Annotated in this window: 22 protein-coding genes, 1 pseudogene and 2 riboswitches; of the genes and pseudogenes, 17 read left to right on the top strand and 6 right to left on the bottom strand. The window is 47.4% G+C overall.

Annotated elements, in window-relative coordinates; genetic code table 11:
* The 14 genes and pseudogenes from panC (at position 1) to GJB61_RS31615 (ending at position 14,751) form a co-directional block, all read left to right on the top strand.
* Positions 1–891, top strand: coding sequence for a pantoate--beta-alanine ligase (gene panC / locus GJB61_RS10085; RefSeq protein WP_154118389.1), 891 nt, complete (start codon positions 1–3; stop codon positions 889–891).
* Entirely contained in the window at positions 884–1,267 is a 384-nt protein-coding gene (gene panD, locus GJB61_RS10080; protein ID WP_154118388.1) for an aspartate 1-decarboxylase, read from the top strand. Before panC ends, panD begins: the two co-directional genes overlap by 8 nt.
* 112 nt (positions 1,268–1,379) lie before the next feature.
* Positions 1,380–2,021 (top strand): tetratricopeptide repeat protein, encoded by a 642-nt coding sequence (locus GJB61_RS10075; RefSeq protein ID WP_154118387.1) that lies wholly within the window; start codon positions 1,380–1,382, stop codon positions 2,019–2,021.
* A 116-nt stretch (positions 2,022–2,137) separates the two neighbouring features.
* Complete coding sequence (dinG, locus tag GJB61_RS10070; RefSeq protein WP_154118386.1) at positions 2,138–4,999, top strand: ATP-dependent DNA helicase DinG; 2,862 nt, start codon at positions 2,138–2,140, stop codon at positions 4,997–4,999.
* A 68-nt stretch (positions 5,000–5,067) separates the two neighbouring features.
* Positions 5,068–5,724: a redox-sensing transcriptional repressor Rex gene (locus GJB61_RS10065; RefSeq protein ID WP_154118385.1), complete on the top strand. Its 657-nt coding sequence runs from the start codon at positions 5,068–5,070 to the stop codon at positions 5,722–5,724.
* Entirely contained in the window at positions 5,711–7,012 is a 1,302-nt protein-coding gene (locus GJB61_RS10060) for an amidohydrolase (RefSeq protein ID WP_154118384.1), read from the top strand. The genes GJB61_RS10065 and GJB61_RS10060 overlap by 14 nt, the downstream gene beginning before the upstream one ends.
* Positions 7,013–7,065: 53 nt before the next feature.
* On the top strand, positions 7,066–7,584 hold the full coding sequence (locus GJB61_RS10055; RefSeq protein WP_154118383.1) for a cell wall elongation regulator TseB-like domain-containing protein: 519 nt from the start codon (positions 7,066–7,068) through the stop codon (positions 7,582–7,584).
* 435 nt (positions 7,585–8,019) lie between these two features.
* A complete protein-coding gene (locus tag GJB61_RS10050) occupies positions 8,020–8,562 on the top strand; it encodes a hypothetical protein (RefSeq protein ID WP_154118382.1) in 543 nt (180 codons plus the stop codon).
* Positions 8,555–10,057, top strand: coding sequence for an AAA family ATPase (locus tag GJB61_RS10045; RefSeq protein WP_154118381.1), 1,503 nt, complete (start codon positions 8,555–8,557; stop codon positions 10,055–10,057). Before GJB61_RS10050 ends, GJB61_RS10045 begins: the two co-directional genes overlap by 8 nt.
* A 133-nt stretch (positions 10,058–10,190) precedes the next feature.
* On the top strand, positions 10,191–11,063 hold the full coding sequence (locus GJB61_RS10040) for a 3-hydroxyacyl-CoA dehydrogenase family protein (protein ID WP_154118380.1): 873 nt from the start codon (positions 10,191–10,193) through the stop codon (positions 11,061–11,063).
* Positions 11,060–12,268 (top strand): acetate/propionate family kinase, encoded by a 1,209-nt coding sequence (locus GJB61_RS10035; RefSeq protein WP_154118379.1) that lies wholly within the window; start codon positions 11,060–11,062, stop codon positions 12,266–12,268. The genes GJB61_RS10040 and GJB61_RS10035 overlap by 4 nt, the downstream gene beginning before the upstream one ends.
* Positions 12,269–12,290: 22 nt before the next feature.
* A complete protein-coding gene (gene asnS, locus GJB61_RS10030; RefSeq protein ID WP_154118378.1) occupies positions 12,291–13,586 on the top strand; it encodes an asparagine--tRNA ligase in 1,296 nt (431 codons plus the stop codon).
* A 21-nt stretch (positions 13,587–13,607) separates the two neighbouring features.
* Positions 13,608–14,381 (top strand): DnaD domain-containing protein, encoded by a 774-nt coding sequence (locus GJB61_RS10025; protein WP_154118377.1) that lies wholly within the window; start codon positions 13,608–13,610, stop codon positions 14,379–14,381.
* A gap of 126 nt (positions 14,382–14,507) precedes the next feature.
* A pseudogene (locus GJB61_RS31615) lies at positions 14,508–14,751 on the top strand (hypothetical protein).
* A 115-nt stretch (positions 14,752–14,866) separates the two neighbouring features.
* On the opposite strand, the gene GJB61_RS10020 reads toward GJB61_RS31615, so the two are convergent.
* The 6 genes from GJB61_RS10020 to GJB61_RS09995 are packed head-to-tail and all read right to left on the bottom strand — an operon-like array spanning position 14,867 to position 20,460.
* Positions 14,867–16,285: a DHA2 family efflux MFS transporter permease subunit gene (locus GJB61_RS10020; RefSeq protein ID WP_154118376.1), complete on the bottom strand. Its 1,419-nt coding sequence runs from the start codon at positions 16,283–16,285 to the stop codon at positions 14,867–14,869.
* A 29-nt stretch (positions 16,286–16,314) separates the two neighbouring features.
* Positions 16,315–17,109 (bottom strand): N-acyl homoserine lactonase family protein, encoded by a 795-nt coding sequence (locus tag GJB61_RS10015; protein ID WP_154118375.1) that lies wholly within the window; start codon positions 17,107–17,109, stop codon positions 16,315–16,317.
* Positions 17,110–17,131: 22 nt separating this feature from the next.
* Positions 17,132–17,908 carry an ABC transporter ATP-binding protein gene (locus GJB61_RS10010; RefSeq protein ID WP_154118374.1) on the bottom strand — a complete coding sequence of 259 codons (777 nt, stop codon included), beginning with the start codon at positions 17,906–17,908 and terminating at the stop codon, positions 17,132–17,134.
* 1 nt (position 17,909) lies between these two features.
* The gene (locus GJB61_RS10005) at positions 17,910–18,716 is read right to left on the bottom strand and encodes an ABC transporter permease (RefSeq protein ID WP_154118373.1); all 807 of its coding nucleotides are present in this window, start codon (positions 18,714–18,716) and stop codon (positions 17,910–17,912) included.
* A 33-nt stretch (positions 18,717–18,749) separates the two neighbouring features.
* The gene (locus GJB61_RS10000) at positions 18,750–19,355 is read right to left on the bottom strand and encodes a cysteine hydrolase family protein (protein WP_154118372.1); all 606 of its coding nucleotides are present in this window, start codon (positions 19,353–19,355) and stop codon (positions 18,750–18,752) included.
* A gap of 58 nt (positions 19,356–19,413) precedes the next feature.
* A complete protein-coding gene (locus tag GJB61_RS09995) occupies positions 19,414–20,460 on the bottom strand; it encodes an ABC transporter substrate-binding protein (RefSeq protein ID WP_154118371.1) in 1,047 nt (348 codons plus the stop codon).
* 117 nt (positions 20,461–20,577) lie between these two features.
* A riboswitch (guanidine-I (ykkC/yxkD leader) is annotated at positions 20,578–20,684 on the bottom strand.
* A gap of 192 nt (positions 20,685–20,876) precedes the next feature.
* Positions 20,877–20,982, top strand: a riboswitch (guanidine-I (ykkC/yxkD leader).
* Between the two features lie 71 nt (positions 20,983–21,053).
* Between GJB61_RS09995 and GJB61_RS09990 the strand changes: the two genes are divergently transcribed.
* From GJB61_RS09990 to uca, 3 genes are read left to right on the top strand one after another with little or no spacing between them, the layout of a single operon-like run.
* On the top strand, positions 21,054–21,776 hold the full coding sequence (locus GJB61_RS09990; RefSeq protein ID WP_154118370.1) for an urea amidolyase associated protein UAAP1: 723 nt from the start codon (positions 21,054–21,056) through the stop codon (positions 21,774–21,776).
* 33 nt (positions 21,777–21,809) lie between these two features.
* Positions 21,810–22,466, top strand: a complete 657-nt coding sequence (locus GJB61_RS09985) for an urea amidolyase associated protein UAAP2 (protein ID WP_154118369.1) — start codon at positions 21,810–21,812, stop codon at positions 22,464–22,466.
* A 29-nt stretch (positions 22,467–22,495) separates the two neighbouring features.
* Entirely contained in the window at positions 22,496–26,107 is a 3,612-nt protein-coding gene (gene uca, locus GJB61_RS09980; RefSeq protein WP_154118368.1) for an urea carboxylase, read from the top strand.
* Positions 26,108–26,132 lie beyond the last annotated feature (25 nt).

The following is a 26,132-nucleotide window of genomic DNA, read 5'->3' as shown; positions in this document are numbered from 1 at the left end:
ATGAGAGTAGTCAGAAGTGTAGAACATTTGCGTGAAGCACTTGAATATATGCGTCGAGGCGGCCATACGCCGATCGGTTTTGTACCCACTATGGGATTCCTGCATGAAGGACATGCGAGTCTCCTACGCCGAGCTGGAGAAATGAGCAATACGGTTGTCATGAGTATTTTTGTGAACCCCCTGCAGTTCGGTCCGGGTGAGGATTTCGAATCCTATCCGCGCGATGAGCGCCGTGATTTGGAGCTGGCGGAGCGAGAGGGAGTAGATATTGTATTTATTCCAACTGTGGAAGAAATGTATCCGCAGCCGATTCGCAGTAAGGTTTCCGTAGCGTCCCTAACTACTCAGTTGTGTGGGGCATCACGGCCTGGACATTTTGATGGAGTGACGACGGTTGTTAGCAAGCTGTTCAACATGGTACAGCCGGATTATGCTTTCTTTGGTCTGAAGGACGCGCAGCAAGTGGCCGTTCTGCGGCGGATGGTGTCTGATCTTAATATGAATGTGGAAATCGTTCCTTGCCCTATCGTTCGTGAAGGCGATGGACTTGCACTAAGCTCACGCAATGTTTATCTGTCTGAGGAGGAGCGCACTCAGGCCTTGGTTCTTTCTCGTTCCCTTCGTACTGCTCGAGAAGCTTTGGAGGAAGGGAAGGCCAGAACAGCCGCGGACATTCGTGAGCTGCTGGTGTCAGTGATCTCCTCCTCTCCTCTCGCTGTTATTGAATATGCAGAAATATTAACGTTTCCTGACCTTGAGGTGTTGGAAACGGACGATCTGCTGACGAATGTAGATGGAGAGATCATCATGGCGCTTGCCGTGAAGTTCGGCCGTACCCGTCTTATTGACAACAATGTATTTACTCCCAAGGAGGTTGCTACCCTTGTTTAGACATATGATGAAATCCAAAATTCACCGTGCAACAGTTACCGAAGCCAATCTGGAATATGTGGGCAGCATCACCATCGATGAGAATCTGATGGAAGCTGCTGATTTACTTGAAAATGAAAAAGTACAAATTGTTGATAACAATAATGGCTCACGTCTTGAAACTTACGTAATTCCTGGTCCACGCGGCAGTGGAGTGATCTGCCTGAACGGTGCGGCGGCTCGTCTAGTGCATCCAGGGGATACAGTTATTATTATTTCCTACGCCATGCTGTCTACAGAAGAGCTGGCGACACATAAGCCAACGGTTGTATTTGTGGATGAGAATAACAAGCCTGTTAAGCTGGCCGATCATGAGCTGCATGCCACGATTGCCTGAGACCCGACTTTAAGTCATGTAATGAATGGAAGGGATGAAAGGCACCCACTTAGCGAAAAATGAAGACAGGCAAGCTGAACTGATTTCATTTTCCGTAAGGGTGGGATGTCCCATGTTTCAACATTTATTTGCTGAAATGAACGAGATGCTCCAGGAGATCGTCACTGACTTCCCTACAGCGGAGGGTACCCGCCGGAATGAGCTTTTATGCAAGTACAACATGCTGCATAGACTTAGCGATAATGTAATGGACGAATGGCTGGTCTTTGCTGAGAAGCTGAGCAATTTCCGCGAACATACGGATTTGTCAGCTGAGCTTGAGGAGAAGGAGCCGGAGAAGGAAGCCCCTGAGCTTTCCATGGATTCTTTTGTCAGGGGACAAGGATATTACAAGCTGCTTATGTACCGGAAATGCATCGAGCAGTTTAAAGAAGTGATCCTGCGTTATCCGGATAGCCTCGCTGCCCGTTTGTATTTAGCGATGGCTTACTTGCAGGAAGGGGAAGGTGAGACGGCCTGGAATCATCTGGATCATATGCTGGCTTTAATCCGCGAGATTAAACTTAAGGCAATGATCTATAATGCTATGGGTTGTATTCGAGCCGCACAGGAGCGCTTTAATGAAGCTCAAGAGTTGTTCAGGCTCTCCCTGCAGCTCGATCCTGAACTTCCTGAGCCTATTGTCAATCTGGAGGTCTGCCGTCGCCGTGGAGGCAAGCTCCAATTCGGCAATCAACTTGTTTCGCTTTTGTAAGCATAAGCTTTTCCATTTAAGCGATGCATCCACTGAAGAAGCGGTGTGCATCGCCTTTTTTCGCAACTTCTGTTATGCTGATAAAGAGTCTCAAGTGAAAGGGATTAGAACTTATAATGAAATTTGCCGTGCTTGATTTTGAAACGACGGGAACCCAATCCGTGGGTGAAATTATCCAGGTTGGCCTTGCCATTATAGAAGAAGACCGGTCCATCTCCCGGGTTTATGGCTCCTTTGTCAAGCCCGGAGCGCCGATTCCTCCTTTTATAACGGGTCTGACCGGTATTACAGATACAGATGTACAGGACGCTCCAGCGCTGGAAGAGATGATGATGGAGCTCGTTCCACTGCTGGATGATGTTGTGCTTGTAGGGCATAATGTTGCTTTTGATTTCAGCTTTCTACAAAGTGCTTTAGACCGGTGTGGCTATCTGCCTTTTCAGGGGCGGATTCTGGATACGATTGATTTCCTCAAAATATGCTTTCCCTCCCTGACATCGTATCAGTTGGGAGCGGTCAGCGTAAGCTTTGGGGTTACGCATGAACGTCCGCATCAGGCGGACAGTGATGCGCTTGCAACCGCACTTATATTGCTGAAGTGTCTGGAGGAGTTGGATAGTCTTCCGCTGCTTACCATTCAGAGACTTAGTGAGCTCTTCAACGAAGAGGAAAGCGATCTGGGCTGGTATTTCGATGGTTTGTTGCGGGAACGTGAGATGGAAACCCTTCAACCTGAAGGTGATCTCACCTTCTATCGGCAGTTGGCGCTGGCTATAGGAGATTGGACCGAGCTTGCACCACCAAGAGATGAGCATGACGCTAATCCACTGGATAATCTCTCCTTTACTGATTATATGGAAGAGGTAACCAGGCGGCTTAAAGATACATTGCCCCACTACGAAAGCCGGGAAGCACAGGATATTATGATCACTGAGGTGATGACTGCGCTTGCTCAAGATAAACACTTGCTGATTGAAGCGGGGACGGGAACCGGCAAATCACTCGGTTATCTGCTTCCGGCTATATATCAGAGCGTGCGAAGTGGTCAAAAGGTCATGGTCAGCACTCATACCATTAATTTACAGGATCAATTACGTGAACGTGATATCCCTTTACTGACCAAGGTCATTCCATTTCCGTTCAAAGCTGCAATCTTCAAAGGAAGAGGGCACTATTTGTGTCTGCGCAAGTTTGAACATAAAATTAATAAGAAGGACTTTATAAGTCCCAGGGAAGATTCGCTTACAGCAGCTCAAATGATCGTATGGTTGACTCAAAGCGAATCCGGGGATGATGAGGAACTCAATTTGGGTGGCCGTGGTGGTGATTTCTGGGAGACTGTGGCCAGCGACACCGATTCATGTCTAGGACGCGCATGTCCTTGGTTCCGCAAGTGCTACTACCACCGTGCTAAACATGAAGCCGGTATTGCTGATGTAGTAATAACGAATCATTCCAAGCTATTCGCAGATGTGAAGGCTGGTCACCAACTGCTTCCTGCTTATGAGCATCTTGTTATTGATGAGGCACATCATTTGGAGGATGTCGCAGGCAAGCATCTCGGTATGAATATGAAGCATTTCACCGTGACGCATACGCTCTCACGTCTTTATAAGGATAGCCGCAACGGTCAACTCCCTGCACTTCGTCTGATGCTGCAATCTTCAGGCAGTGAGCAGGCCTCGGAATGGAGCGGAGTTATAGACAGGATTTATCCTGATTTACTCACCGTGAAGGAAACCTGGGATATGCTCACGGATAAGCTGTTCAGCCTTATGCCTGAGCGCAGTGATGCGTCTGCTGGCGAAGCTGGGCAATTAGTTCTGCGGCTGCTTCCTGGGAATAAACCTAAGACGTGGGAGGAGTTGGAGGCTCTAGAGAACGCCTTGAATCTCACTCTAACAGATATCATCCGCAAGGGTGACAAGATGCTGAATGAGATGCGTGATCAGGACGGACAGTCCTCCTCTGACAGTCTTGTGACCGATATCAGTGGTTTATTTAAGGATTTGGCTTCTATTCGTGAACAAGTGCGTTTCTTTATGGGAATGAATGACGACAATGTAGTATATTGGCTGGAGGCAAATGGTAATTATCGCAGCAAATCATTGCAACTCTATGCGGTGCCTGTGGATGTTAGCTCGCAGCTAAAGGAGCTGTTCTTCGATAAGAAGAGGAGTATTGTCCTAACTTCGGCTACGCTCTCTGTCGATAAATCTTTTCAGTTCATGATTGATAATCTGGGTCTGAATGGAGCTGTTGAAGAAGGACGCCTCATGACAGTGTTGCTACCCTCTCCATTCCGTTACCGGGAACAAGCGCTGCTCGTCATTCCGCGCGATTTTCCAAGTGTGAAAGGCAGTGTGGGGGATGCCCGCTTTGTGGATATGCTAGTGCAGTCACTTGCTGAAGCGGCAGTGGTCACCCGTGGGCGGATGCTTGTGTTGTTCACCTCTTATAAGATGCTTCGCCAAGTGTACGAGCCGCTTAAAGAAGCTCTGACTTCGCAAGAGATTACAGTGCTGGGCCAAGGAGTGGAAGGTGGGAGCAGGAGCAAGCTGATCCGCCGTTTTCAGGACAGCACAGCTTCAGTGCTGCTCGGTACGAGTAGCTTCTGGGAGGGGGTAGATATTCCGGGTGAGGCATTGACCTGTCTTGCCATCGTCAGACTGCCGTTTCAGCCGCCGAACCATCCGCTCGCCGAGGCGAAGGCTGAGCTGCTGCAGGCTCAGAAGAAGAATCCGTTCATGAAGCTGTCTGTCCCACAAGCAGTCATTCGCTTCAAGCAGGGTTTTGGTCGTCTGGTGCGCACGGCTCAGGACCGCGGAATTGTTATTGTATATGATACCAGAGTTATTGAATCTTATTATGGGAAGTATTTCCTTTATTCACTACCAGGCCCCAAGATGGAGCATATGCTTACTGATCAAATGGTTCCTCGTATTGCTGAATGGCTGGAAGAAGGCGGCGTTAACTAAAACGTCGCCAATTCCGTTGATGAGAATCAACAATATAGGAACTGTATTTTAAATTAGGAGGAGAAAACATGAAATCGGATAATAAAATATCGGAGGCTGTGGTTCGCAGGCTGCCAGTGTACCTGCGTTTCCTGAATGATCTCCAAAAACGTGAAATTCCCACAGTTTCTTCTCAGGAGCTTGGTCAAAAATTAGATCTTAACCCGGCTCAGATCCGCAAGGATCTGGCTTATTTTGGCGATTTTGGCAGAAAAGGGATTGGTTACGACGTATCCTATCTCATTGAGAAGATCCGCCACATCTTGAAGTTGGACCAGCAAATTAACGTAGCTCTGGTAGGTGCCGGTAATCTCGGACATGCGTTGTCCAATTACAATGCTTACTTGAAAGACACGATGAAGATAACAGCGGTGTTTGACTCCTTTGCACCCAAGGTAGGTCAACAAATTCACTCCTTGACCGTTCAACCTATGGAAGAACTGGAAAGTACCATCCGCAAGCAGGGAATCCGCATCGGGATTATTACTGTTCCGGATTTTGAAGCACAGAATGTGGCTGACATTTTGGTTGCATCAGGAATCGAAGCGATTCTGAATTTCGCACCGGTTATTTTGAAGACGCCTTCTTATGTGCGCATTCATGCGGCTGATTTTACTACGGATTTGCAGAGTCTGGCCTATTATTTACAAGATGGAAGGGAAGAGATTGAAGATGGCAAACAATAAGACTGTTATCAAAAATGGGCGTTTTCTCGTACCGGGAGCAATTAAGCCTGTTCTGAGTGGGTATATGACTATAGAAGATGATTTAATCTCTTACATAGGTGAAGAGGAACCCCTGTCTGAAGAGGGTGTACAAATCGTTGACGGTAGTCGCCTCCTGTTTATGCCGGGACTTGTGAATACACACGGACATACAGCGATGTCCTTGCTGCGCGGATACGGAGATGATCTGGCGCTGCAGGTATGGCTTCAGGAGAAAATGTGGCCGATGGAAGAGAAGTTCACTGGAGACGATGTGTACTGGGGCACTTCACTATCTGTGCTGGAAATGTTGAAAGGTGGCACAACCACTTTCCTGGATATGTATGATCATATGGACCGGGTTGCCGAAGTTGTTGAGCTATCAGGCATTCGTGCTGTTCTGATGCGTGGAGTAATTGGTCTGTGTTCTGAAGAGGTGCAGAATCAAAAGCTTGCAGAAGCTATTGCGTTTGCCCGCAACTGGCACGGCAAGGCTGAGGGTAGAATCACAACTATGATGTCGCCACACGCACCGTACACTTGCCCACCGGACTTTTTTGTGAAGTTTGTGCAAGCAGCTCATGATTTGGATTTGCCGATGCACACACATATGTCGGAGACGAAACGCGAAGTGGAGCAGAACATAGCGGATTACGGCTTGCGGCCTGTAGCGCATCTGGAGAAGCTGGGTATGTTCACTCGCCCATCACTTGTAGCGCATGCTGTTCATCTGAACGATGAAGAAATCGGAATTCTATCCCGCCATAATGTGGGCGTCTCCCATAATCCCGGTAGCAACCTGAAGCTGGCCAGCGGAGTGGCTCGCGTTACAGATCTCCTTAATGCAGGTGTAAAGGTATCCTTAGGTACGGATGGCGCAGCAAGCAATAATAATCTGGATATGTTCGAGGAAATGCGGCTTGCAGCACTCATTCATAAAGGTGTAAGTGGTGATCCAACAGCTGTACCTGCTCCACAAGCCATGCGTATGGCTACGGAGTATGGGGCAAAGTCGATCTTTCTAGATAAGGTGGGCAGACTTGCTGCTGGAATGAAAGCAGATTTCATTGCACTGGATATTGACCAGCCCCATCTGCTGCCGCACACGGATTTGCTCTCTCATGCTGTCTACTCAGCCAGTGCCAGAGATGTGGAGCATGTCTGGATCAATGGCAAGCAGGTTGTGAAGCACGGTGAATGTCTGACGCTTGATGAGGAAGCCATCTGCCGCAAGGCACAGGAATCCTTTGAGGGTCTGTTGAAGCGGTAACTGACATGTACTTCTTAGTTGTCTGAACTAAATATACGAAAGGAAGCTGCAGCTTGAAGAATAGGAGAAAATGGATCCTGCTGGGCTCGGCCCTCATTCTGCTCCTTCTGGTCGGACTTAGTCAGTTCTATGCCTACATCATGAAAGATCAATGGAACGAGCGGGACGCCGCTGAGGACGTTGCCAGAACGCGTACCGGACTGACAGAGGTATCGAAGGCACAGAAATCAGTGTGGGATGAAAACTCGGTGTATTGGGTTCTTACGGGGAAGAATGAAGCTGGAACCGCGATGATGGTCTGGGTACGCTTTACAGTAGAGGGTAAGGTTGCTGATGGCGACAACGCCGTTTACGGGGAAGAACTGAGTAAGGGAACCTCAGAGCAGCAAATTCGCGCAATTATCACTGCTCAGTTGCCGGATATTAAGATTGAGCGGCTGCTGCCGGGCGTATATAACGGAGAGTATGCTTGGCAGCTCTTCTATGAGCAGGGCAAACGTTACTATTATCAATTCTACCGTTTTTCTGATGGAAGTCCGATTGGAGAAGGCTACAGTCTGCCTAATCGTTAAGTTGTGAGACAACTGAGGAAATATTCCACGTTAAAGTACACAACGTCAAAACAGCAAGTCACCCATAATTGGGAGACTTGCTGTTTTTTTGATTTTTCCGTCTGCCACTAGTAGTATTGTAATTAGATCAATCTCTGTAATATCCTGCGGATTTATGTATATCCAATAGATAGATCAAAATATATCTTGATTAGGAAGATTCGAGAACGATGCTGTCGATAATAGCTGAAAGGAGAGCCTCAAATAGGAAGGAATTAGTATTAAAAATTTTAAATAAATTCACATCTTCTTCCGATTTCGTATATACACCTATGATATACTATTACTTGTATTGATGCATGCCTAAGAGCATGCTAGTCTCGGATTAGCGCTGGACACGCTATTATTAATCGTTCTTAAATCTATTGATTGTGATCTTTGAGAGGAGGACGTTTCTTGAAATTGCGTATTGTTCCTGTACTGCTAACGTCACTGCTGTCGGCTGCCCTGTTGTTCGGTGGGTGGTTTCTATATCGTCAGTTTGTCATTCAAGAGCCGCTCCAAAAGATTGTGGCAGGATACCAAGGTGTTAACAGTTCACATATTACTATTAACCGTAACGAGGTCACATTGAAACTGGATTTGCAGCCGGGCACGAAATTGCGTGAACTGGTTCAATATGTGTCTACCGAAGGGAAGTCAGTAATCGGTGCTCGTACACTGAAGCTTGATGTTGATCAGCATTCCAACACATTAATAGATGAATATTGGGATAAAGCCATGTTCTCGGTTGCAGAAGCAATGGAAAGCCGAAAGTATACACTAATACCTGCTAAACTTGATGGATTGAAGGAGCAATACTCGAAATATAACGATGTGATCGCTACGACGGAAATCGACGACAATAATGTCTATGTAAGCTTAAGTGTCGGTAAAGAGAGCAAATTCATCATTTTACCGCGACAACCGGGAACGATGGGGGTATGGAATAATGCCTAAGTGGTTGAAAGAAGCTTTTGTGGGATTTATTCCTGTATTGTTGATTTTCATGGCGTTTATTGGTGTTAATATTTTTCCTATAGTTATCGCCGGAGGAATGGTCGGTGCACTTCTACTTATTACCCATTTACGTGGCGGCATGACCGTGAGTGCCGGAGCGGAGAAAAAACGTAAGAAGAACGGACCATCCAAGCTTACCTTTGATGAAATTGGCGGTCAGGATAGTGCAAAGCAGGAACTCCGTGAAGCGCTGGATTTTCTGATCCGACACGAAGAAATCAGTAAATTCGGGATTCGTCCACTAAAAGGCATCTTGCTTACAGGCCCTCCGGGAACCGGTAAGACGTTAATGGCTAGAGCCGCAGCACATTACACGAATTCTGTATTCGTAGCTGCAGCGGGCAGTGAGTTTGTGGAAATGTATGTTGGTGTGGGTGCCGGACGTATTCGTGATTTATTCAAGGATGCCCGCGCTCGGGCGGTTAAGGAAAACAAAGAAAGTGCCATTATTTTTATTGATGAAATTGATGTTATCGGCGGCAAGCGCGAGGGTGGTCAGCAGCGTGAATATGATCAAACTTTGAATCAGCTGTTAACCGAAATGGACGGCATATTTAATAACGAAGCTCCGCGTATTCTGCTGGTTGCAGCAACGAACCGTAAAGAAATGCTCGATACAGCACTGCTGCGTCCGGGGCGGTTTGATCGTCACATTCAAGTGGATATGCCTGATAAAAAAGGTCGTAAATCGATTCTTGATCTGCATGCCAAGAACAAGCCGCTGCGTGACGATGTAAGCCTCGACAAAATTGCCGAGGAAGCTTATGGCTTCTCCGGTGCCCAGCTCGAAAGTGTCATGAATGAGGCGGCCATCTATATGATGCGCGAAAACCTGATAGAAGTAGAGCAACGCCATCTGTCGATGGCCATTGACAAGGTGATGATGGGCGAGAAGACGGACCGTGAAACCAATCATGAAGAAAAGAAACGGGTCGCTATTCATGAATTGGGACATGCTATCATGGCCGAGATGCTACGTCCCGGAAGTGTCAGCCAGGTTACACTGACTCCGCGTGGAGAAGCACTGGGATATGTTCGTCATAATCCGCAGGAAGAGCAGTATTTGTATACCAAGAATTATTTGGAAGATCAGATTATGATCGCTCTTGGTGGAGCCGCCGCTGAAGTAATATTCTACGGTGGGCGAAGTACCGGTTCCCGTGGAGACTTTGATCAGGCGCTGAATATTGTGGAGACGATGATGAAATCAGGACTAACCTCACTGGGGATTGCGAATCTGCAAATGGTCACCACGGAAGAGCTTATGAAAGAGAATAGTAAAATATTGGATGAACTGATGGCTCGTACGCATGAGCTGCTGGAGAAGCAGAGAAATGTGTTCGATTACTCCCTTGACATCTTAATGAAGGAAGAAGTCCTCTCTGGAGAGCAATTTCGTTGTCAATTTAGTGACAGTGTCCTTTTACCGGCATAATTCTTTATGCCGGTTATTTTTTTTTACTTTTCAGACATGCTAAGATATCATTATATGTCGGGCTATATAAATCTTTACGACAGACAAGGTACAATACAAAAGTATAGATACCTGAAAGGATGGAGACTTTTTTATGAATTTTAAGAAAATTGGTGTCATCGGCGGTGGCACGATGGGACAAGGTATTTCCGAAATGCTAGCAGCCAAGGGTTTGGATGTAATGCTGGTGGAGAAAACAGAGGAACGATTAAACTATTCTTATGAAATGATCGAGGCAAGCCTTGATAAACAAATGGAGAAATGGGCGATTACTGCAGCTGAGAAGAAGCTAATCCTTAGCCGTATCGAAAAAGTGACACATTTCGCTGAGCTTAGCTCTTGCGATATGGTCATCGAAACCATTACCGAAGATTTGGAAGCAAAACAAAAAGTATTCAATCAGCTCGATCAGGTGTGTCCGAGCCATGTTATTCTTGCCAGCAATACGTCAACGCTTAGCTTGACGGAACTTGCAAGCTCTACAATATATCCGGAGCGCGTAATCGGTATGCATTTCATATATCCAGTAGCCAAAGTGGATCTTGTTGAAATTGTACGTGGACTGAAAACCTCAGATGCTACTTTTGAAGACACGAAAGCCTTTGTTGATGAGATTGTTGAGAAAAAAGGCGTAATGATCTATGAATCCCCGGGATTTGTAACTTCACGTCTTATTTGTCTGTTCATCAATGAAGCTATGCATGTGCTGCAAGAGGGCGTTGCTACAGCGGAAGATATTGATGACGCTATGCGCATGGGCTACCAATTCCAATATGGACCGCTTGAAATGGCTGACCATTTCGGCCTTGATTCGGTGCTGGCTGCGTTGGAACGGATGTTCCGCGAGTTTGGCGAACTGAAATATCGTCCTTCGACCATTCTCAAAAAGATGGTGCGTGCAGGACAGCTGGGTATGAAGTCAGGCGAAGGATTCTTCAAGTACGACAAGGATGGTGACCGTGTATGAATATTCTAGTTATTAACTCAGGCAGTTCTTCACTTAAATATCAGCTTTATAATATGACCGATGAATCTGTTCTGGCTAAAGGTTTGGTAGAACGCATTGGGATGGATTCCTCTATTCTGACTCATAAACCAACTGGTAAACAGGAAGTAACAGAAGTAAGCGAAATCCTGGAGCACAATACAGCGATTCGTAAAGTTCTTGCTTGTCTGACAGACAAAGTACATGGAGTTCTGGAATCTACAGATGAGATTAATGCTGTAGGCCACCGTGTTGTACACGGCGGAGAATTCTTCAAGGAGTCATCGATTGTAGATGCTGACGCCAAGACAAAAATCCGTCAATTGATTGACCTTGCACCGTTGCATAACCCCGCAGCTATGATGGGGATTACAGCAACTGAAATCAACATGCCTGGTGTACCGCAAGTGGTTGTATTTGATACTGCGTTCCATCAAACAATGCCTGAGAAGGCCTATATGTATGCTATTCCGAGAGTGCTGTACAATAAATACAAGGTTCGCCGTTATGGCGCACACGGCACATCCCATGATTTCGTCAGCAAGGCTGCAGCAGAATATCTGGAGCTTCCGCTGAATGATCTGAAGATCATTACCTGTCACATCGGTAATGGTGCCAGCGTGACGGCAGTTCAAGGTGGAGTATCCGTAGATACCTCTATGGGAATGACACCATTGGAAGGATTAATGATGGGTACGCGTAGTGGCGATCTTGACCCGGCAATTGTCCCTTATGTAATGAATAAGATGGAGCTGTCCGTAGGCGAGGTTAACTCTATGCTTAACAAACACAGTGGTCTCTTGGCCATTTCTGGCTCCAGCAGCGACATGCGTGATATTATTGAAGGTGCAGAGAAAGGCGAGCCAAATTCTATGCTTGCTTTTGAAATGTATGAATACCGTCTGCGTAAATATATCGGTTCTTACGCTGCAGCCATGAACGGTGTAGATGTGATCGTATTTACAGCTGGTGTTGGCGAGAATGCGGCACTATTGCGTGAAAAAGTACTGAATAATCTGACTTTCCTTGGAATTGAACTGGATCCTGCAGCTAATAAAGTTCGCTCTGGCGATCCGCGCCGTATCTCTACGGCTAATTCCAAGGTACAGGTGCTTGTAGTGCCGACAAACGAAGAGCTTGTCATTGCACGCGATACACACCGTATTGTGCAAGGAATTAATAGTTAATTCAGAGGAGAGATCAGCAGGCATGGCTAACAAGAGTGTTATCAAGAACGTGAATGAACATGTCGGAGAAAGTGTTGTTATCGGTTGTTGGGTAAATAACAAACGTTCCAGCGGCAAAATTCAGTTCCTGCAGCTTCGCGATGGTACGGGTTATATTCAGGGTGTTGTAGTGAAATCGGAAGTATCTGAGGAAGTATGGAATGATGCCAAGAGCCTCACTCAGGAAAGCTCCTTATATGTGACCGGAATCATTCGCGAAGAACCCCGCAGTAATTCGGGCTTTGAAATGACAGTAACCGGAATAGAGATTTATCATTTAACCGAGAACTATCCCATTACTCCGAAGGAGCATGGCGTTGACTTTTTGATGGACCACCGTCATCTCTGGCTTCGTTCTGTGAAACAGCGGGCAGTGCTGGTTATTCGTGCGGAAATTATTCGGGCGATTCAGCAGTATTTTGATACGAATGGATTTACACTTGTAGATCCACCGATTTTGACCCCTACCTCAGCAGAGGGAACAACCAACCTGTTCCACACGAAGTATTTTGAAGAAGATGCCTATTTGACGCAAAGTGGACAGTTGTATATGGAAGCTGCGGCAATGGCACTGGGCCGTGTATATTCTTTCGGACCTACCTTTCGTGCGGAGAAATCGAAGACGCGCCGTCACTTGATCGAGTTCTGGATGATTGAGCCGGAAATGGCTTTTACCGATCACGAAGAAAGTCTGCAGGTTCAAGAGGAGTTCATCAGCTATATTGTGCAATCTGTACTGACGAACTGCCGCGCCGAGCTTGAGGCGGTTGGCCGCGATACATCCAAGTTGGAGCTGATCAAAGCGCCTTTCCCGCGCATTACCTATGATGATGCGATCAAGTTCCTGAATGAGAAGGGTTTTGAAATCGCTTGGGGTGAGGATTTTGGTGCGCCACATGAAACAGCGATCGCTGAAGAGAATGATACGCCTGTATTTATCACTCACTATCCGGCATCATTTAAAGCCTTCTACATGAAGCCGCATCCGGATCGTCCGGAAGTGGTATTGTGCGCGGATATGATCGCTCCTGAAGGTTACGGAGAGATTATTGGTGGTTCGCAGCGTATTGATGATCCGGCGTTGCTGGAAGAACGCTTTAAAGAACATAATCTTTCAATGGACTCATACAAGTGGTATATGGATCTGCGTACTTATGGATCTGTGCCTCACTCGGGTTTCGGTCTTGGACTTGAACGCACAGTGGCCTGGATTTGTGGTCTAGACCATGTGCGCGAGACCATTCCGTTCCCTCGTACGTTGTATCGTCTCTACCCGTAAGGGAACCAAAGGGGGACGCACATGGACGGCAAAGAATGGACTAACTGGGGCGAAGGAGTCTCCTTCGGCTTGGAGAACGGGATGGCCGTCATTCCTTACGCACTACTGAAGCATTACCGGAAGCTGGGTTTAGGCGGCAGTGAGGCTATGCTGCTGATCCATCTACTATCTTTTCGGCAGGTGGAGGGCATTGAGTTCCCTTCTCTGGAGGAGCTGCAGGTCGTAACTGGCCGCAGCATCACCGTGATTGCGGGAGAATTGCAGAAGCTCATGAAGGAAGGTTTTCTCAGCATCGATGGAGATAATGACGAGCTGAGAGACATTCATTATGAACGCTACAATTTTACCGGATTATACGGAAAGTTGGGTGCTTTTCTGGCGCAAGCAGCAAAAGAGAATGCACAGGAGGTTAAGGACAAAGGAGCCGGTAATTCACCGGGTCTCCGAGCCGCCGCCCATTATTCCGGAGCAACTGCTCCAGAGGGTGGATACGGCAGGCCTACCTCACCTACACAGAGTAAGGATGATGAAGAAAGCCGCAGCTTATTCAGTATTTTTGAGAAGGAATTCGGGCGTCCGTTGTCTCCAATGGAATGTGAGACCATCTCCAATTGGGTTGATCAGGACCGGTACCCGGAGGAGCTGATTCTGTTAGCTCTGAAGGAATCGGTATTTGCGGGGAAGATTCATTTCCGCTATATTGACCGGATCTTGCTGGAATGGGCCCGTAACCGCGTCAAGAATGCTCAGGATGTGAAGAACCATTCGCAGAAGTTTCGCGGTGGCGGAAGATAGATTGTATAAGAAATGATTGATATAAACAGAAGAACCGTATTGTCCTGGGCAAGTTAGCTAAGGATGGCACGGTTCTTCTGGCATTATCATACATAAAATCACAAATTCAAAAGGAGCATGAAAAGTATGGAATTATACATTACTAATAAATCCACTACTGCTGACAAAACCTATGTGAGAGATAAAATTTTCGAGTTTAACTTCATGCATTTTCCGAGTGAGTTAAGAGGCAGATATCAAGAGGTGAACCTGTGTTTGAACTTTAAGCTTTCAAGCTCTGGATTTCTATAAAAAGTTAGGTTATGAAGTGTATGGAACGATTAATAATGCGGGTGGTTATTCGCATTACTATCTGAAGAAGGATATTTGAGGTTTGATGTTTAAAAGTAGACAGTAAAAAGGTGTTCGGACGCCATGAGCCTCGAACACCTTCTTACTGTCTAAATCCTATTTATACATGGAGATTATGATTCTGTCTCCTTGTTCTATACGGACGGAACCTTTTTCTTGAAAATGAGCACTAACGGGAGCATGCAGACCAGTAGTAAAGTGACCAACAGGAATACGTGATGTACACCGTACGTAACAGCTGCAGTAGATTCAGCGACTGCAGCTGTTGTACCGGAATAACTGATGGTTCTCCACGTATAATAAGCGGTCAATATCGCAATAGATAGGGAACCCATACACTGGCGTACCCAGCTGGTCATAGATGTCGCATAACCAATCAGAGAGTCAGACACGCCCGAGAGTCCGGCATTCATCAGCGGCATGGAGGAGAAGGCGATCCCAATGTTACGAGTAACGGTCCAGAGAATAACCGTACCGCTACTGGTATCTACGTTAATGTGGGAGAGCATCCAGGTTGCCAGGATCATAAGCGAGATTCCGGTACCTGCCAGCTTCATGGGACCCAACTTCGTATAAAGCTTGCCTACCAGCGGGAGAAGCAGCACCGTAATAACGGATGAGGGCAGCATAATGAGTCCGGTATCGGCTGCTCGAAGACCTTGCGCCGTCTGCAGAAAGTAAGGCACGAAATAAACTACCGCAAATAAGGCAGCATTGATCAGGCCGAGCATTAGAACACTGATGGCATATGGACGATAACGAAAGACACGAAATTCCAGCAGCGGGTTATCTGCATGCAATTGGCGTCTGACAAAAAGAACCAGCAGCAATATTCCTACCGCTAGCAGCAGAAGTGTTTTGATATTCAGGAGCCCCCAGGCCGAGGCTCTGCTAAAGGAGAGCAGCACGGTAAAGCTGCCTGTGCTGGAGAGCACTGCACTGAGTTTATCCAGCCTTTTTGAATGGTCTCCAACACTTGCTGGCACATAACGGAGCACCAACACAATGGACAGGATCAGCAGCGGCATATTTAGTAAGAATAGCCAGCGCCAGCTCAAATATTGCAGGCAGATGCCGGAAACGACCGGTCCCAGTGCGGGGCCAAGCCACCCGGCGGCTTCCCATAGGCTGACTGCCATAGGCTGCTGTTTACGATCCACCGTACGGTAGAGCAGCGTAAGGGTGACCGGGAGCATCAAGCCGGCACAGCCCCCTTGAATAACCCGCGCCCCAATCAAAGAGAGAGGGCTCCAGGCCAGCGAACAGAGCAGCGAGGCCAGAGAGAATCCAATCAGGGTAGTGGCGTAAACTTTTTTATTGCCATAACGGGAGATGAGAAATCCGGCCATGGGTGAGCCGATTCCGATAGCCATCATGTAGCCAGTGAGCGCCCACTGCACGATGGACATGTCGGAATGGAAGGCCTTGATCAATGTAGGGACGGCCAGATTGACCGTGCTGGTATTCAGATTGGATATGAACACACTGCAGAAGACTGCAGTCATGATCGGCCATAAGGGCACACTAGCAGTGCTTGGTGAAAGTGACTTCAACTCATTACAGCTCCTTAGTGGACATGACGCTATTCATAATATTGTGGAGCCAGTTTGGCGGTCTGGATGAAGTTGGGATCATGCAGCGGGAACAAAGTGCTGCTAGGTTCGGCCGCCAATGACTTCAAGCGGAGGATCGACGCCAGCGCTTGCTCATCATCGCTAGATGAACCTGGCAGAATTTCCTGCTCAAAGTTTTCCAGAAAATCGCCTGCATCAAAAGTAAGCACCAGACGTTCACCGCTCGGTAAGGTTATAAGTGCCGATTGATGTCCCGGCGTATGTCCTGGTGTGGAAAGGAGCAATACGCCGGGGGCTAGTTCATAATCCCCTTCAATAAGCTGCCAATGGAGATCTGGAAAGCTATAGTCTTCTATGATATTTCCCAGTAGCGGCGGTGTATGGAGTGCGTATTCAATCTCTGCTTGCTGGGCAATGATTGTCGCATGGCGGAAAAGCTTAAGGTAGCCTGTATGATCCGCATGCATATGTGATAGCACCACGTGCTTGATGTCTTCTGGTTGAATGCCGAGCTCCTCTAGCTGCCCAATGAACGAGTGAGACGGTCCAACCACAGGCAACGTAGTCCAGCCGCGGTCAGTATAATATTCTTTTGCCAGCGCCGGATCATGAATCCTTGCTGCATCGATACCTGTGTCGAATAGAATCCAGCCGGAGTCCGTGTCAGCTAGATAAGCGCAGATTGGTTCGGCAATGATGATGCGGTTATCTCCACCACGGACGGAGATGCCCCGGGGCAGAATTTCGAAGCCGCACAGCAGTACATAGAATCTTTTAACAGAAGTGTTGGTTATCATAGACATAAAGACCCCAATCCTTTGAAAATTAGGAATGCAGAAGATCAACAATTTCTTTCTTGATCTTGATGAACGGCTCAGAGTCCTTAAGCTCCTTATTCTGCCGCATCTCCATCGGGATTTCGATTTCTCTGACGATCCGGCCGGGCCGGCTCTTCATCACATATAGCCTTTCTGACAGAAAGATGGCTTCCTCAATATCATGGGTAATAAAAAGAATCGTGGCTTTCTCATGTTTTTGAATATTAAGCAACAGCTCTTGCATATCGCCCCGGGTCTGGGCATCCAGCGCCGCAAACGGCTCGTCCATTAACAGCATTTCAGGAGAGTTGGCAAGTGCTCTGGCGATGGCGACTCGCTGTTTCATACCGCCAGACAGCTGTTTTGGATAGGTATCGGCGAAATTCACGAGATTCACGAGCTCCAGATATTTGTCAGAGATCTCTTTGCGTTTCTTGCGTGGTACATTTCTTAGGGAAAGCCCAAATTCAATATTGTCACGGACGGATAACCAAGGGAATAGCGTATAGGATTGGAATACGACTCCCCGATCTGCGCCAGGTCCTTCAATCTCTCTGCCCGATATTGAGGCAGATCCGGAGGATGCATCCTCCAAACCAGCCAGAATTCGCAGGATGGTAGATTTACCGCAGCCCGAAGGGCCCACAAGCGTGACAAATTCATTCTCGTAAATATGAGCATTGACATGATCGAGTGCGAGAAAGCTCTCTTTTTTAGTTACATAACTTTTGGATAAGGAGTTTACGATGATTTTACGGTTTCTGGTCTTGTCGGATGTACTCATCTTATCGGCCTCCTTCTGCCCAAGGGAACAGTTTCTTGTTCATCAAAGCGAATAGTCGGTCGATGATAAGACCCAGCAGCCCGATAACGAGAATCCCGAGGAAAATAACTTCAGTCTGCATATAGCGCTGTGCACGCATGATCATGAATCCGAGACCGGAGCTAGTGGCGAACAGCTCGGCTGCTACCAAGTAAGACCAGGCCCAACCCATAATCAGGCGCATGGTGTTCATCAGATCCGGCAGTAGTGCTGGAAACAGCACCTTGCGGAGAACCTGAAATCTACTGGCTCCCAGTGTGTACGAGGCTTGAAGCAGCTCTCCAGAGACGGATTTGGCATTGTCTGCGACCATTAGCACCATCTGGAAAAAGCACCCGACGAAAATAACGGATATCTTAGCAGATTCACCAAGTCCGATCCACACTATAATCAAAGGAATAAACGCTGTTGCCGGCATATAGCGGATAAATTCGGTAACAGGCACGAAGATGGCTTCAGCGATTTTGAAGGTGCCAGCTAGTATGCCGATCGGAATGGCGAGCAGACAAGTTATTAAATACCCCATGAGTACACGGTAAAAGCTGATCCATACATACCCCCAAAAGTCACCACTTTGTACGTTTGTGACCATGCTAGCCCATACTTTTCCCGGAGAAGGCAAGAAAGTAGGGCTGACCAGATTGCCATAGCTTAGCAAGCTCCATAGGGCGAGGATTCCGACAAAAGTGGCGACAACAGTGATCATGTATACCTTGCGGCTAATTTCGCCGCGGATTTTGAACAGTTGATGTTTCTTCTTTTTTTGCATCTGGTTATAACTCCCCTCCATTAAACGACTTCTCTAAAGTGATGTCTTCTTTGCTGATCCCCAAGCTTCAATCAGGGGCACCATCTCATCGGAGTTGGTTTTAGACGCGTGCTGGAGATAGGTGATTGCGTTCAGGGAGGCTTCATGAGCTTCATCGCTGGAGCCCCGGCAACCGTCATGCACTACGCGAATATAATAATCATGCTGATGGGCATCCACGGCAGTATAATGCACACAGACATCGGTATAATAGCCACCAATAATCAATGTTTGGATATTAAGACCTCGAAGCAGAATATCCAGGTCGGTTCCGAAGAAGCAGCTATATCGGCGTTTGATATTCGTATGTTCACCATCGATAGGCTGTAAGCGGTCAATAATATCAATGTATTCAGAGCCTTCGAGACAGTGGATATTCTCAGTTCCGTCTAGCTCGCGTCCGTAATCAACCATTTCCTTACGATGAATCTCTTGAAAAAATATAACGGGCATTTCAGCTTTTCTTGCTGCTAGCAGTACCCGTTCCAATGCGTCAACCGAAGCTTCGACATCTTTGGCGGGTGAGCGGTAAATCCCTTTCTGTGGATCGATCATAAGCAATGCCGGATTCCCAACTATTTTACGTGTTTCCTTATCCATTTCTAAATCAGTCCCCCAATTAATTGTGTTATCAAGCAACATTCGCTTGGATTTTGTACTACTCGTATAGGAAGCCGTTAATAATTCCTGCGGAATCAACTTTTTCGGTTAGAATCTTTTGATCCAAAAAGAATGCAGAGAAGCCATCCATAGTTGTTTCCCATTCAGCTTTGTTATCAACGAGCATCGTTTTTGAAGCTGCGGAGGTCGTAAGATCCAGCGTTGTAATGGTGCTCTCTACTGCAGGAACATCCATCCCTAATGCATCAGCTACAATTTTCTTGCCTTCATCTGTAGTGTTGAACAATTCAAGACCTTCATTAAAGGACTCGACCATAGCTTTTACCGCATCCGGGTGCTCGTCGATCATGCTTTTCTTCACCACCAATGCATCTACTATCAAGTTTGGTGCTTCGGCAGTGGAATACAGCAGGTGCCCGCCTTTAGCGGCAGCTTCTGACAAGTAAGGCTCCCAAGTAACCGCGGCATCGACTTGGCCAGCCATAAAGGTTGAGCCAGCTAGATTGTTGTTCATATTGACAATTTCCACATCGGATTCTTTTAGGTTAGCAGTCTGCAGAGCGTTCAGCAGTAGGAAGTGGGCAACCGAACCGATGGATACAGCAACGCTTTTGCCTTTCAATTGATCCAATGAAGCGATATCAGCGTTAGCAATAATACCATCTGCTCCTTTGGATCTGTCGATTACGGCAATAACCTGTACTGGATCTTTCGGATCTTCTTTAGCTTTCATTTGTACGACAGCATCCAGTGATTGAACTACAGCGTCGAGCTTGCCGGACATAAATGCGTCTCTCGTATTGCCTTCCATTTGTACAAACTCTACATCAACGCCTTTGTCAGCAAAAATCTTTTTCTCATTGGCAACAATAGCACCTGCGGAGCCGAGCCAAGGACTGAAGCCGAAGCGGATGGTTACATCGTCTGCTGCTGGTGCAGCTGAAGAAGTGACCTCTGCGCTTGGTGAATTCGTAGCAGCCGCATTATTTGCTGCAGTATTAGAAGTGTCATTACCACAGCCGGCAAGGACAAGCAGAGAGGACATGGCAAGCACGAAAAATCCTGTTGTTTTGTTAGTTTTCATTTTTGTAACCTCCGTTTAATTGTATTATTTACGTAGTGTTTTCTTTAATTCTAGGTCTTGCTCTCTGTCCTCCCTTATTTATGAAAAAATTAAAAACCCGGAAGATTATATGAAATAATCTCCCGGGTTTTTATCCCTCCGTGTCACAGGAGTATCGAAATACGCTCTGTGGTTTACTCTCGGACCTGTCCCTGTTGTCAGGCGGAACCCTAGTAAACTGTTTTATATTTGATTTATGTTACGTATACTAACACAGAATAAAATAATTTGACAAGGTTTTATTGAAAATTACTGAAAAATATGCTGAAAAGTGATGAAAGTTGTTGATAATAGTCGTTTTAACTACCTAAACCAAACTATTGTTTGACACTTCAAAGAAATGAATGTTATATTAACTCACGTTAATAATAATTGAATATTTAGTCTACTAGGGTTCCGTCGGTGTCTGTGCCGAGTCTGGTCCGAGAGTAGACAGTTCCCCTGCAGGGGGAGCGGACACGGAAGGATAAAAACCTGGGAGATATCATCAAGACATTAGTCTTGTGATGTCTCCTTTTTGTTTTTCCATAATAGAAAGATAGGGGATGAGCGGAATGAAACTACAAGATATATGGAGTGAAATGATGCATCCGGGTGGTAAATGGTCCGGCAAAATTGGCCGGGGTAAGCAAATACGCTTTACGGCCATGGAACCGGGGGCGAATGTCTCACTGATGCTGTTCAATGCCTTTGATTTAACGGAGCACTTCAATATGCCAGATACACTGAAAGCGCAGCATACCGCCCACCTAACCCAAGGAAATGTGCTGATGAGCGATAATGGCCGTGTGTTGGCGAGTATAATCCTGGATGATCTGGGCTGGCATGATCCTATTGGAGGTTATATCCTACGTTCGGTGACGGAGGCGAAATATGGTGTGAGCCGTTATCAAGAACAACGCAATGATCGCTTTCGCAGCGGACAGGATAATTTGGCTACAGAACTTGTGCGCAACGGTTTGGGTGTTAGGGATCTGTCACCTGTGGTAAATCTATTCTCCAAAGTATTCTGCGATGAAGAAGGCAATCTGCATTTTGAATCTGGACACTGCACAGCTGGTGCGAGCATTACCCTGCGTACTGAAATGGATGTTCTGCTGCTGGTATCCAACACACCTAATCCATTAGATACAAGTACTGCTTATCCTTCCGTTCCTGTGAAAATAGAAGTTCTTCCAGCCGCACCGGTAGATGCTCATGATGAATGTGTGAATTACTGTCCGGAGAACCGCCGGGCATTTGAGAATACATGGGACTACTATAAGCTTCAGCACTGAGGTATTCATTATAAAGATAGGGAGGAACGAATTATGAGTGCATTCATACGGGTGGAAAGTAAACGGATAGCTAAAGAGGCGATCTATGATCAAGTTGTTTCTGCTGGAGATGGATGGATGAAGGAATTGCTTCCAGGACAAGTGCTGCGAATTATAGATTTGGAAGGGAATCAGGCGGCAGATACGCTGCTGTATGATGCCGATAATCCAGAGGATCATTATAGTGCAGTGCAGACGATCACTGCCCAGGGCAATATCTATCTTACGACGGGTTCCGTATTGCGTACGGAATCTGGTATACCATTGGCTACGATAGTAGCAGATACCTGTGGACGTCACGATACGCTTGGCGGTGCATGTTCTTCTCAGAGCAACACGGTACGTTATGCGCACGAGAAGGGGCATATGCATAATTGCCGCGATACTTTTATGCTGGAGCTTTCGCGACATCCAGAGGGGGCGAAATACGGCAAACAGGATTTAGCGCCCAATATTAATTTTTTTATGAACGTGCCAGTGACACCAGAGGGAGGATTATCCTTTGAGGATGGAGTCTCTGGTCTTGGATGTTATGTGGAGCTGCAGGCTGAACGCCGGGCAATGGTGCTGATCAGCAACTGCCCGCAGTTGAATAATCCCTGTAATGCCTACAATCCTACACCGGTCAGGATCTTGATCTGGAATACATGACAACATGAATAAGGGGAGGGGGAGTTAATATGTTTACTAAAGTACTAATCGCCAATAGAGGTGCGATTGCCGTTCGTATTGAGCGCACTCTTAAAGCTATGGGTATTGCATCCGTAGCGGTGTATACCCAAGCGGATCAGGCCAGCCTTCATGTAAATGGAGCTGATGAAGCATTTCTGATTGGTGAGGGTGCCCCACAGACCAGCTATCTGAATACCGAACTTATTCTGCAAATTGCCAAACAGACGGGTGCGCAGGCGATTCATCCAGGCTATGGATTTTTAAGTGAAAATGCAGAATTTGCCCGAGCCTGCCGAGAGGAAGGGATTGTCTTCATCGGTCCCACTCCAGAGCAGATGGAGATATTCGGATTGAAGCATTCGGCAAGAGAAATCGCCGCTTCCACAGGTGTTCCGCTGCTGCCGGGAACCGGCTTGCTTATTGAACTGAAAGAAGCACTGCAAGAAGCGGATGCCATCGGATATCCTGTGATATTGAAAAGCACCGCCGGTGGCGGCGGAATCGGGATGCGTATTTGCTGGGGGGAGTCGGAGCTAAGCGATGCCTTTGCTTCCGTAACCCATCTGGCAAAGTCCAATTTTAACAATGGTGGAGTTTTTGTGGAGAAATATATAGCGAAGGCCCGCCATATTGAAGTGCAGATCTTTGGGAACCGTTACGGGGAAGTTGCTGTACTTGGAGAAAGAGACTGTTCCATACAGCGGCGCAACCAAAAGGTTGTCGAAGAGACACCAGCTCCGAACCTACCTCTTAAAGTAAGAACTGAATTGCTTGATGCAGCCTGTAAGCTGGCTCAGGCGGCAGGTTACCGCAGTGCTGGAACGGTCGAATTTCTATATGATCCTGAGGCTGAAGCCTTCTATTTTTTGGAGGTAAATACACGTCTGCAAGTGGAGCACGGGGTTACCGAAGAAGTGTTGGGTATAGACCTGGTGGAATGGATGGTCCGTGAAGCAGCGGATGAGCTGCAGGGATTGCAGAACCTTGTACCTGCACCGCAGGGACACAGCATTCAGGCACGAATCTACGCCGAAGATTGTTTGCGCGATTTCCGTCCCAGTGCAGGACAGTTGGATCGTGTTGTTCTCTCCGCCAAAGCACGTAATGAAACTTGGGTAACTGACGGCGTAGAGGTAACAACGCTGTACGATCCGATGCTGGCCAAGATTATTGTTCATGGGCAGGATCGGGAAGAGGCGGTTCATAAGTTAGTGCTTGCTCTGCAAGAAAGCCGCTTCTACGGCGTAACGACGAATTTATCCTATGTTACCGAACTGCTCCAGGAACAGGAATTTCTTGCTGGACGCGTGTTCACACGCCTGCTCGAAGGATTTGCCCCAACGGAGCATGCGCTTGAAGTGTTGGATGGAGGCGTTCAAACTACCGTTCAAGATCATCCAGGACGTATCGGCTACTGGAATGTCGGTGTTCCACCCTGTGGTCCGATGGACCCGCTGTCGTTCCGAATCGGCAACAAGCTGCTGGGCAATCCAGAACATGCTCCGGGGTTAGAAATGACGCTCCGAGGAGGTTCCTACCGGTTCCGTGGTGAGGTTTGGTTCTGCCTCACTGGTGCGGATATGAGTGCAACCCTAGATGGAGTACTCGTCCCGATGATGGCTCCGGTCCAGGCCAGACTAGGCCAGACTTTGTTGTTTGGCGAGGCGAAAGTGGGCATTCGCACTTATTTGTTGCTAGCAGGCGGACTTGATATGCCGCAGGTGATGGGCAGCTCTTCAACATTCACCCTAGGCAAGTTTGGGGGGCATGGAGGTAGGGCGCTCCGCACGGGGGATGTGCTGGGTATTATGCCTTCGAAGCCTTCTGTACTTCGCGAAGCTTTATTGCCAGCGAGCCGTCCGATACTCTCCCGTACGCCAACAATAGGCGTAATCCCAGGTCCGCATTGCACAGTGGAATTTCTTAGTCCTGAGTACTTGGATCAGTTGACAGGAACAGAATGGGAAGTCCATTTCAATAGCTCGCGCACCGGCGTACGCCTGATTGGTCCGGCCCCACTCTGGACGCGGGAGGATGGTGGCGTGGCAGGACTACATCCTTCGAATATTCATGATAATGCATATGCTGTAGGTACACTTGATTTAACGGGTGACATGCCGATTCTGCTTGGCCCTGACGGTCCAAGTCTGGGTGGTTTTGTCTGTCCGGTAACTACCGCTACAGCGGAATTCTGGAAGCTTGGACAGCTTCGCCCGGGGGACAAGGTTCACTTTCAACTACTGACCTTGGAAGAAGCTGAAGAGTTGCGAGATTCCCAAGAGCAGTTTCTGCAGGCTCTGGGAAATAACCGGGTTGCCGACTTACCGCTCCCTGGATTGCCGCAGCTATCCAGGGAATTTATGCAGAATTATCCGATCCTCTTCCATGAGGAAGGAAATCGCCAGTTTCCGATTACCATCCGCTGCAGCGGTGACAGCAATGTACTGGTAGAGTACGGGGCTATGGAGCTGGATCTGCTGCTTCGATTCCAGGTTCATACCTTGATGCAAGCCATACAGGATAATGGGGAAATCCCGCTCATAGATTTGACACCCGGCATCCGCTCTTTGCAGATTCATCTGGACCTATCCCAAATGACAGTTAAGGAAGCCACGCAAATTATTGTTCGCATTGACCGTGAGCTTCCCTCCTTGGACTCGATTCGCGTACCCTCGCGTATTGTGAATCTCCCTTTGTCCTGGGATGATCCGGCTACCCGGATTGCTATTGAGCGTTACCAGAATAATGTGCGTCCTGATGCACCCTGGTGTCCGAGCAATATTGATTTTATCCGCCGGATCAATGGATTGGACAGTATGGAAGAAGTGAAAAAAATTGTTTTTGAGGCCAATTATCTAGTACTTGGGTTAGGGGATGTCTATCTGGGTGCGCCCGTAGCTACACCGACCGATCCGCGCCATCGACTGGTCACAACGAAATATAATCCGGCCCGAACCTGGACCCCGGAGAATGCCGTCGGCATAGGTGGAGCTTACATGTGTGTATACGGAATGGAGGGGCCAGGCGGCTACCAATTCGTTGGACGTACGGTTCAGATGTGGAATCGGCTGCGTTCGACAGAAAGCTTCCAGCCGGATAAACCGTGGTTGTTACGTTTCTTCGACCAGATTCGCTTTTATCCGGTGAGTGCGGAGGAGCTGCTGGTTTTGCGTGAGGATTTCCTGCATGGCCGTTTTGAAGCGGATATTGTAGAGACTACCTTTGATCTTGGTGGATATTTGGATTTCTTGGATTCGATCGAAGAGACTGCTGGAGAGTTCCGCGGCCGGCAACAGCAGGCTTTTAATGAGGAACGGGAAAGCTGGAAAAGATTAGGACTGGCTGAATATATGTCTGAGCAGGAAACTACTGAATCGTCTGTAGAACAGGAGATTCCTCACGGAGCAGTAGCGATAAGAAGTGATATGCCGGGTAGTGTGTGGAAGATTCTGGTCGAGGTGGGTCAGAAGATTAACGAAGGAGATACGCTGGTAATTCAGGAGAGTATGAAGATGGAGTTTAATCAAAAGGCAATCAGTACCGGTACCGTTGCTGCCATTTATGTCCATCAGGGAGAGGCAGTTCAAGCTGGACAGCTTCTGGTCAGCATCGTCGAATAGTCGAATATGAGAGGAGAGATTCACC

It is taken from the genome of Paenibacillus monticola (assembly GCF_009664975.1).
GTDB classification, from domain to species: Bacteria; Bacillota; Bacilli; order Paenibacillales; family Paenibacillaceae; genus Paenibacillus_AQ; species Paenibacillus_AQ monticola.
This window is presented reverse-complemented; position numbering and strand designations above follow the sequence as displayed.

Excerpts from the sequence above, each read along its gene's own strand:
- GJB61_RS09985 (WP_154118369.1), top strand. The coding sequence starts at position 21,810 with ATGAGTGCATTCATACGGGTGGAAAGTAAACGGATAGCTAAAGAGGCG.
- dinG (WP_154118386.1), top strand. The coding sequence starts at position 2,138 with ATGAAATTTGCCGTGCTTGATTTTGAAACGACGGGAACCCAATCCGTG.
- GJB61_RS10040 (WP_154118380.1), top strand. The coding sequence starts at position 10,191 with ATGAATTTTAAGAAAATTGGTGTCATCGGCGGTGGCACGATGGGACAA.
- asnS (WP_154118378.1), top strand. The coding sequence starts at position 12,291 with ATGGCTAACAAGAGTGTTATCAAGAACGTGAATGAACATGTCGGAGAA.
- panC (WP_154118389.1), top strand. The coding sequence starts at position 1 with ATGAGAGTAGTCAGAAGTGTAGAACATTTGCGTGAAGCACTTGAATAT.
- GJB61_RS10005 (WP_154118373.1), bottom strand. The coding sequence starts at position 18,716 with ATGCAAAAAAAGAAGAAACATCAACTGTTCAAAATCCGCGGCGAAATT.
- GJB61_RS10025 (WP_154118377.1), top strand. The coding sequence starts at position 13,608 with ATGGACGGCAAAGAATGGACTAACTGGGGCGAAGGAGTCTCCTTCGGC.
- GJB61_RS10000 (WP_154118372.1), bottom strand. The coding sequence starts at position 19,355 with ATGGATAAGGAAACACGTAAAATAGTTGGGAATCCGGCATTGCTTATG.
- GJB61_RS10015 (WP_154118375.1), bottom strand. The coding sequence starts at position 17,109 with ATGTCTATGATAACCAACACTTCTGTTAAAAGATTCTATGTACTGCTG.
- GJB61_RS09990 (WP_154118370.1), top strand. The coding sequence starts at position 21,054 with ATGAAACTACAAGATATATGGAGTGAAATGATGCATCCGGGTGGTAAA.
- GJB61_RS10075 (WP_154118387.1), top strand. The coding sequence starts at position 1,380 with ATGTTTCAACATTTATTTGCTGAAATGAACGAGATGCTCCAGGAGATC.
- uca (WP_154118368.1), top strand. The coding sequence starts at position 22,496 with ATGTTTACTAAAGTACTAATCGCCAATAGAGGTGCGATTGCCGTTCGT.
- GJB61_RS10060 (WP_154118384.1), top strand. The coding sequence starts at position 5,711 with ATGGCAAACAATAAGACTGTTATCAAAAATGGGCGTTTTCTCGTACCG.
- GJB61_RS10045 (WP_154118381.1), top strand. The coding sequence starts at position 8,555 with ATGCCTAAGTGGTTGAAAGAAGCTTTTGTGGGATTTATTCCTGTATTG.
- GJB61_RS09995 (WP_154118371.1), bottom strand. The coding sequence starts at position 20,460 with ATGAAAACTAACAAAACAACAGGATTTTTCGTGCTTGCCATGTCCTCT.
- GJB61_RS10010 (WP_154118374.1), bottom strand. The coding sequence starts at position 17,908 with ATGAGTACATCCGACAAGACCAGAAACCGTAAAATCATCGTAAACTCC.
- GJB61_RS10065 (WP_154118385.1), top strand. The coding sequence starts at position 5,068 with ATGAAATCGGATAATAAAATATCGGAGGCTGTGGTTCGCAGGCTGCCA.
- GJB61_RS10035 (WP_154118379.1), top strand. The coding sequence starts at position 11,060 with ATGAATATTCTAGTTATTAACTCAGGCAGTTCTTCACTTAAATATCAG.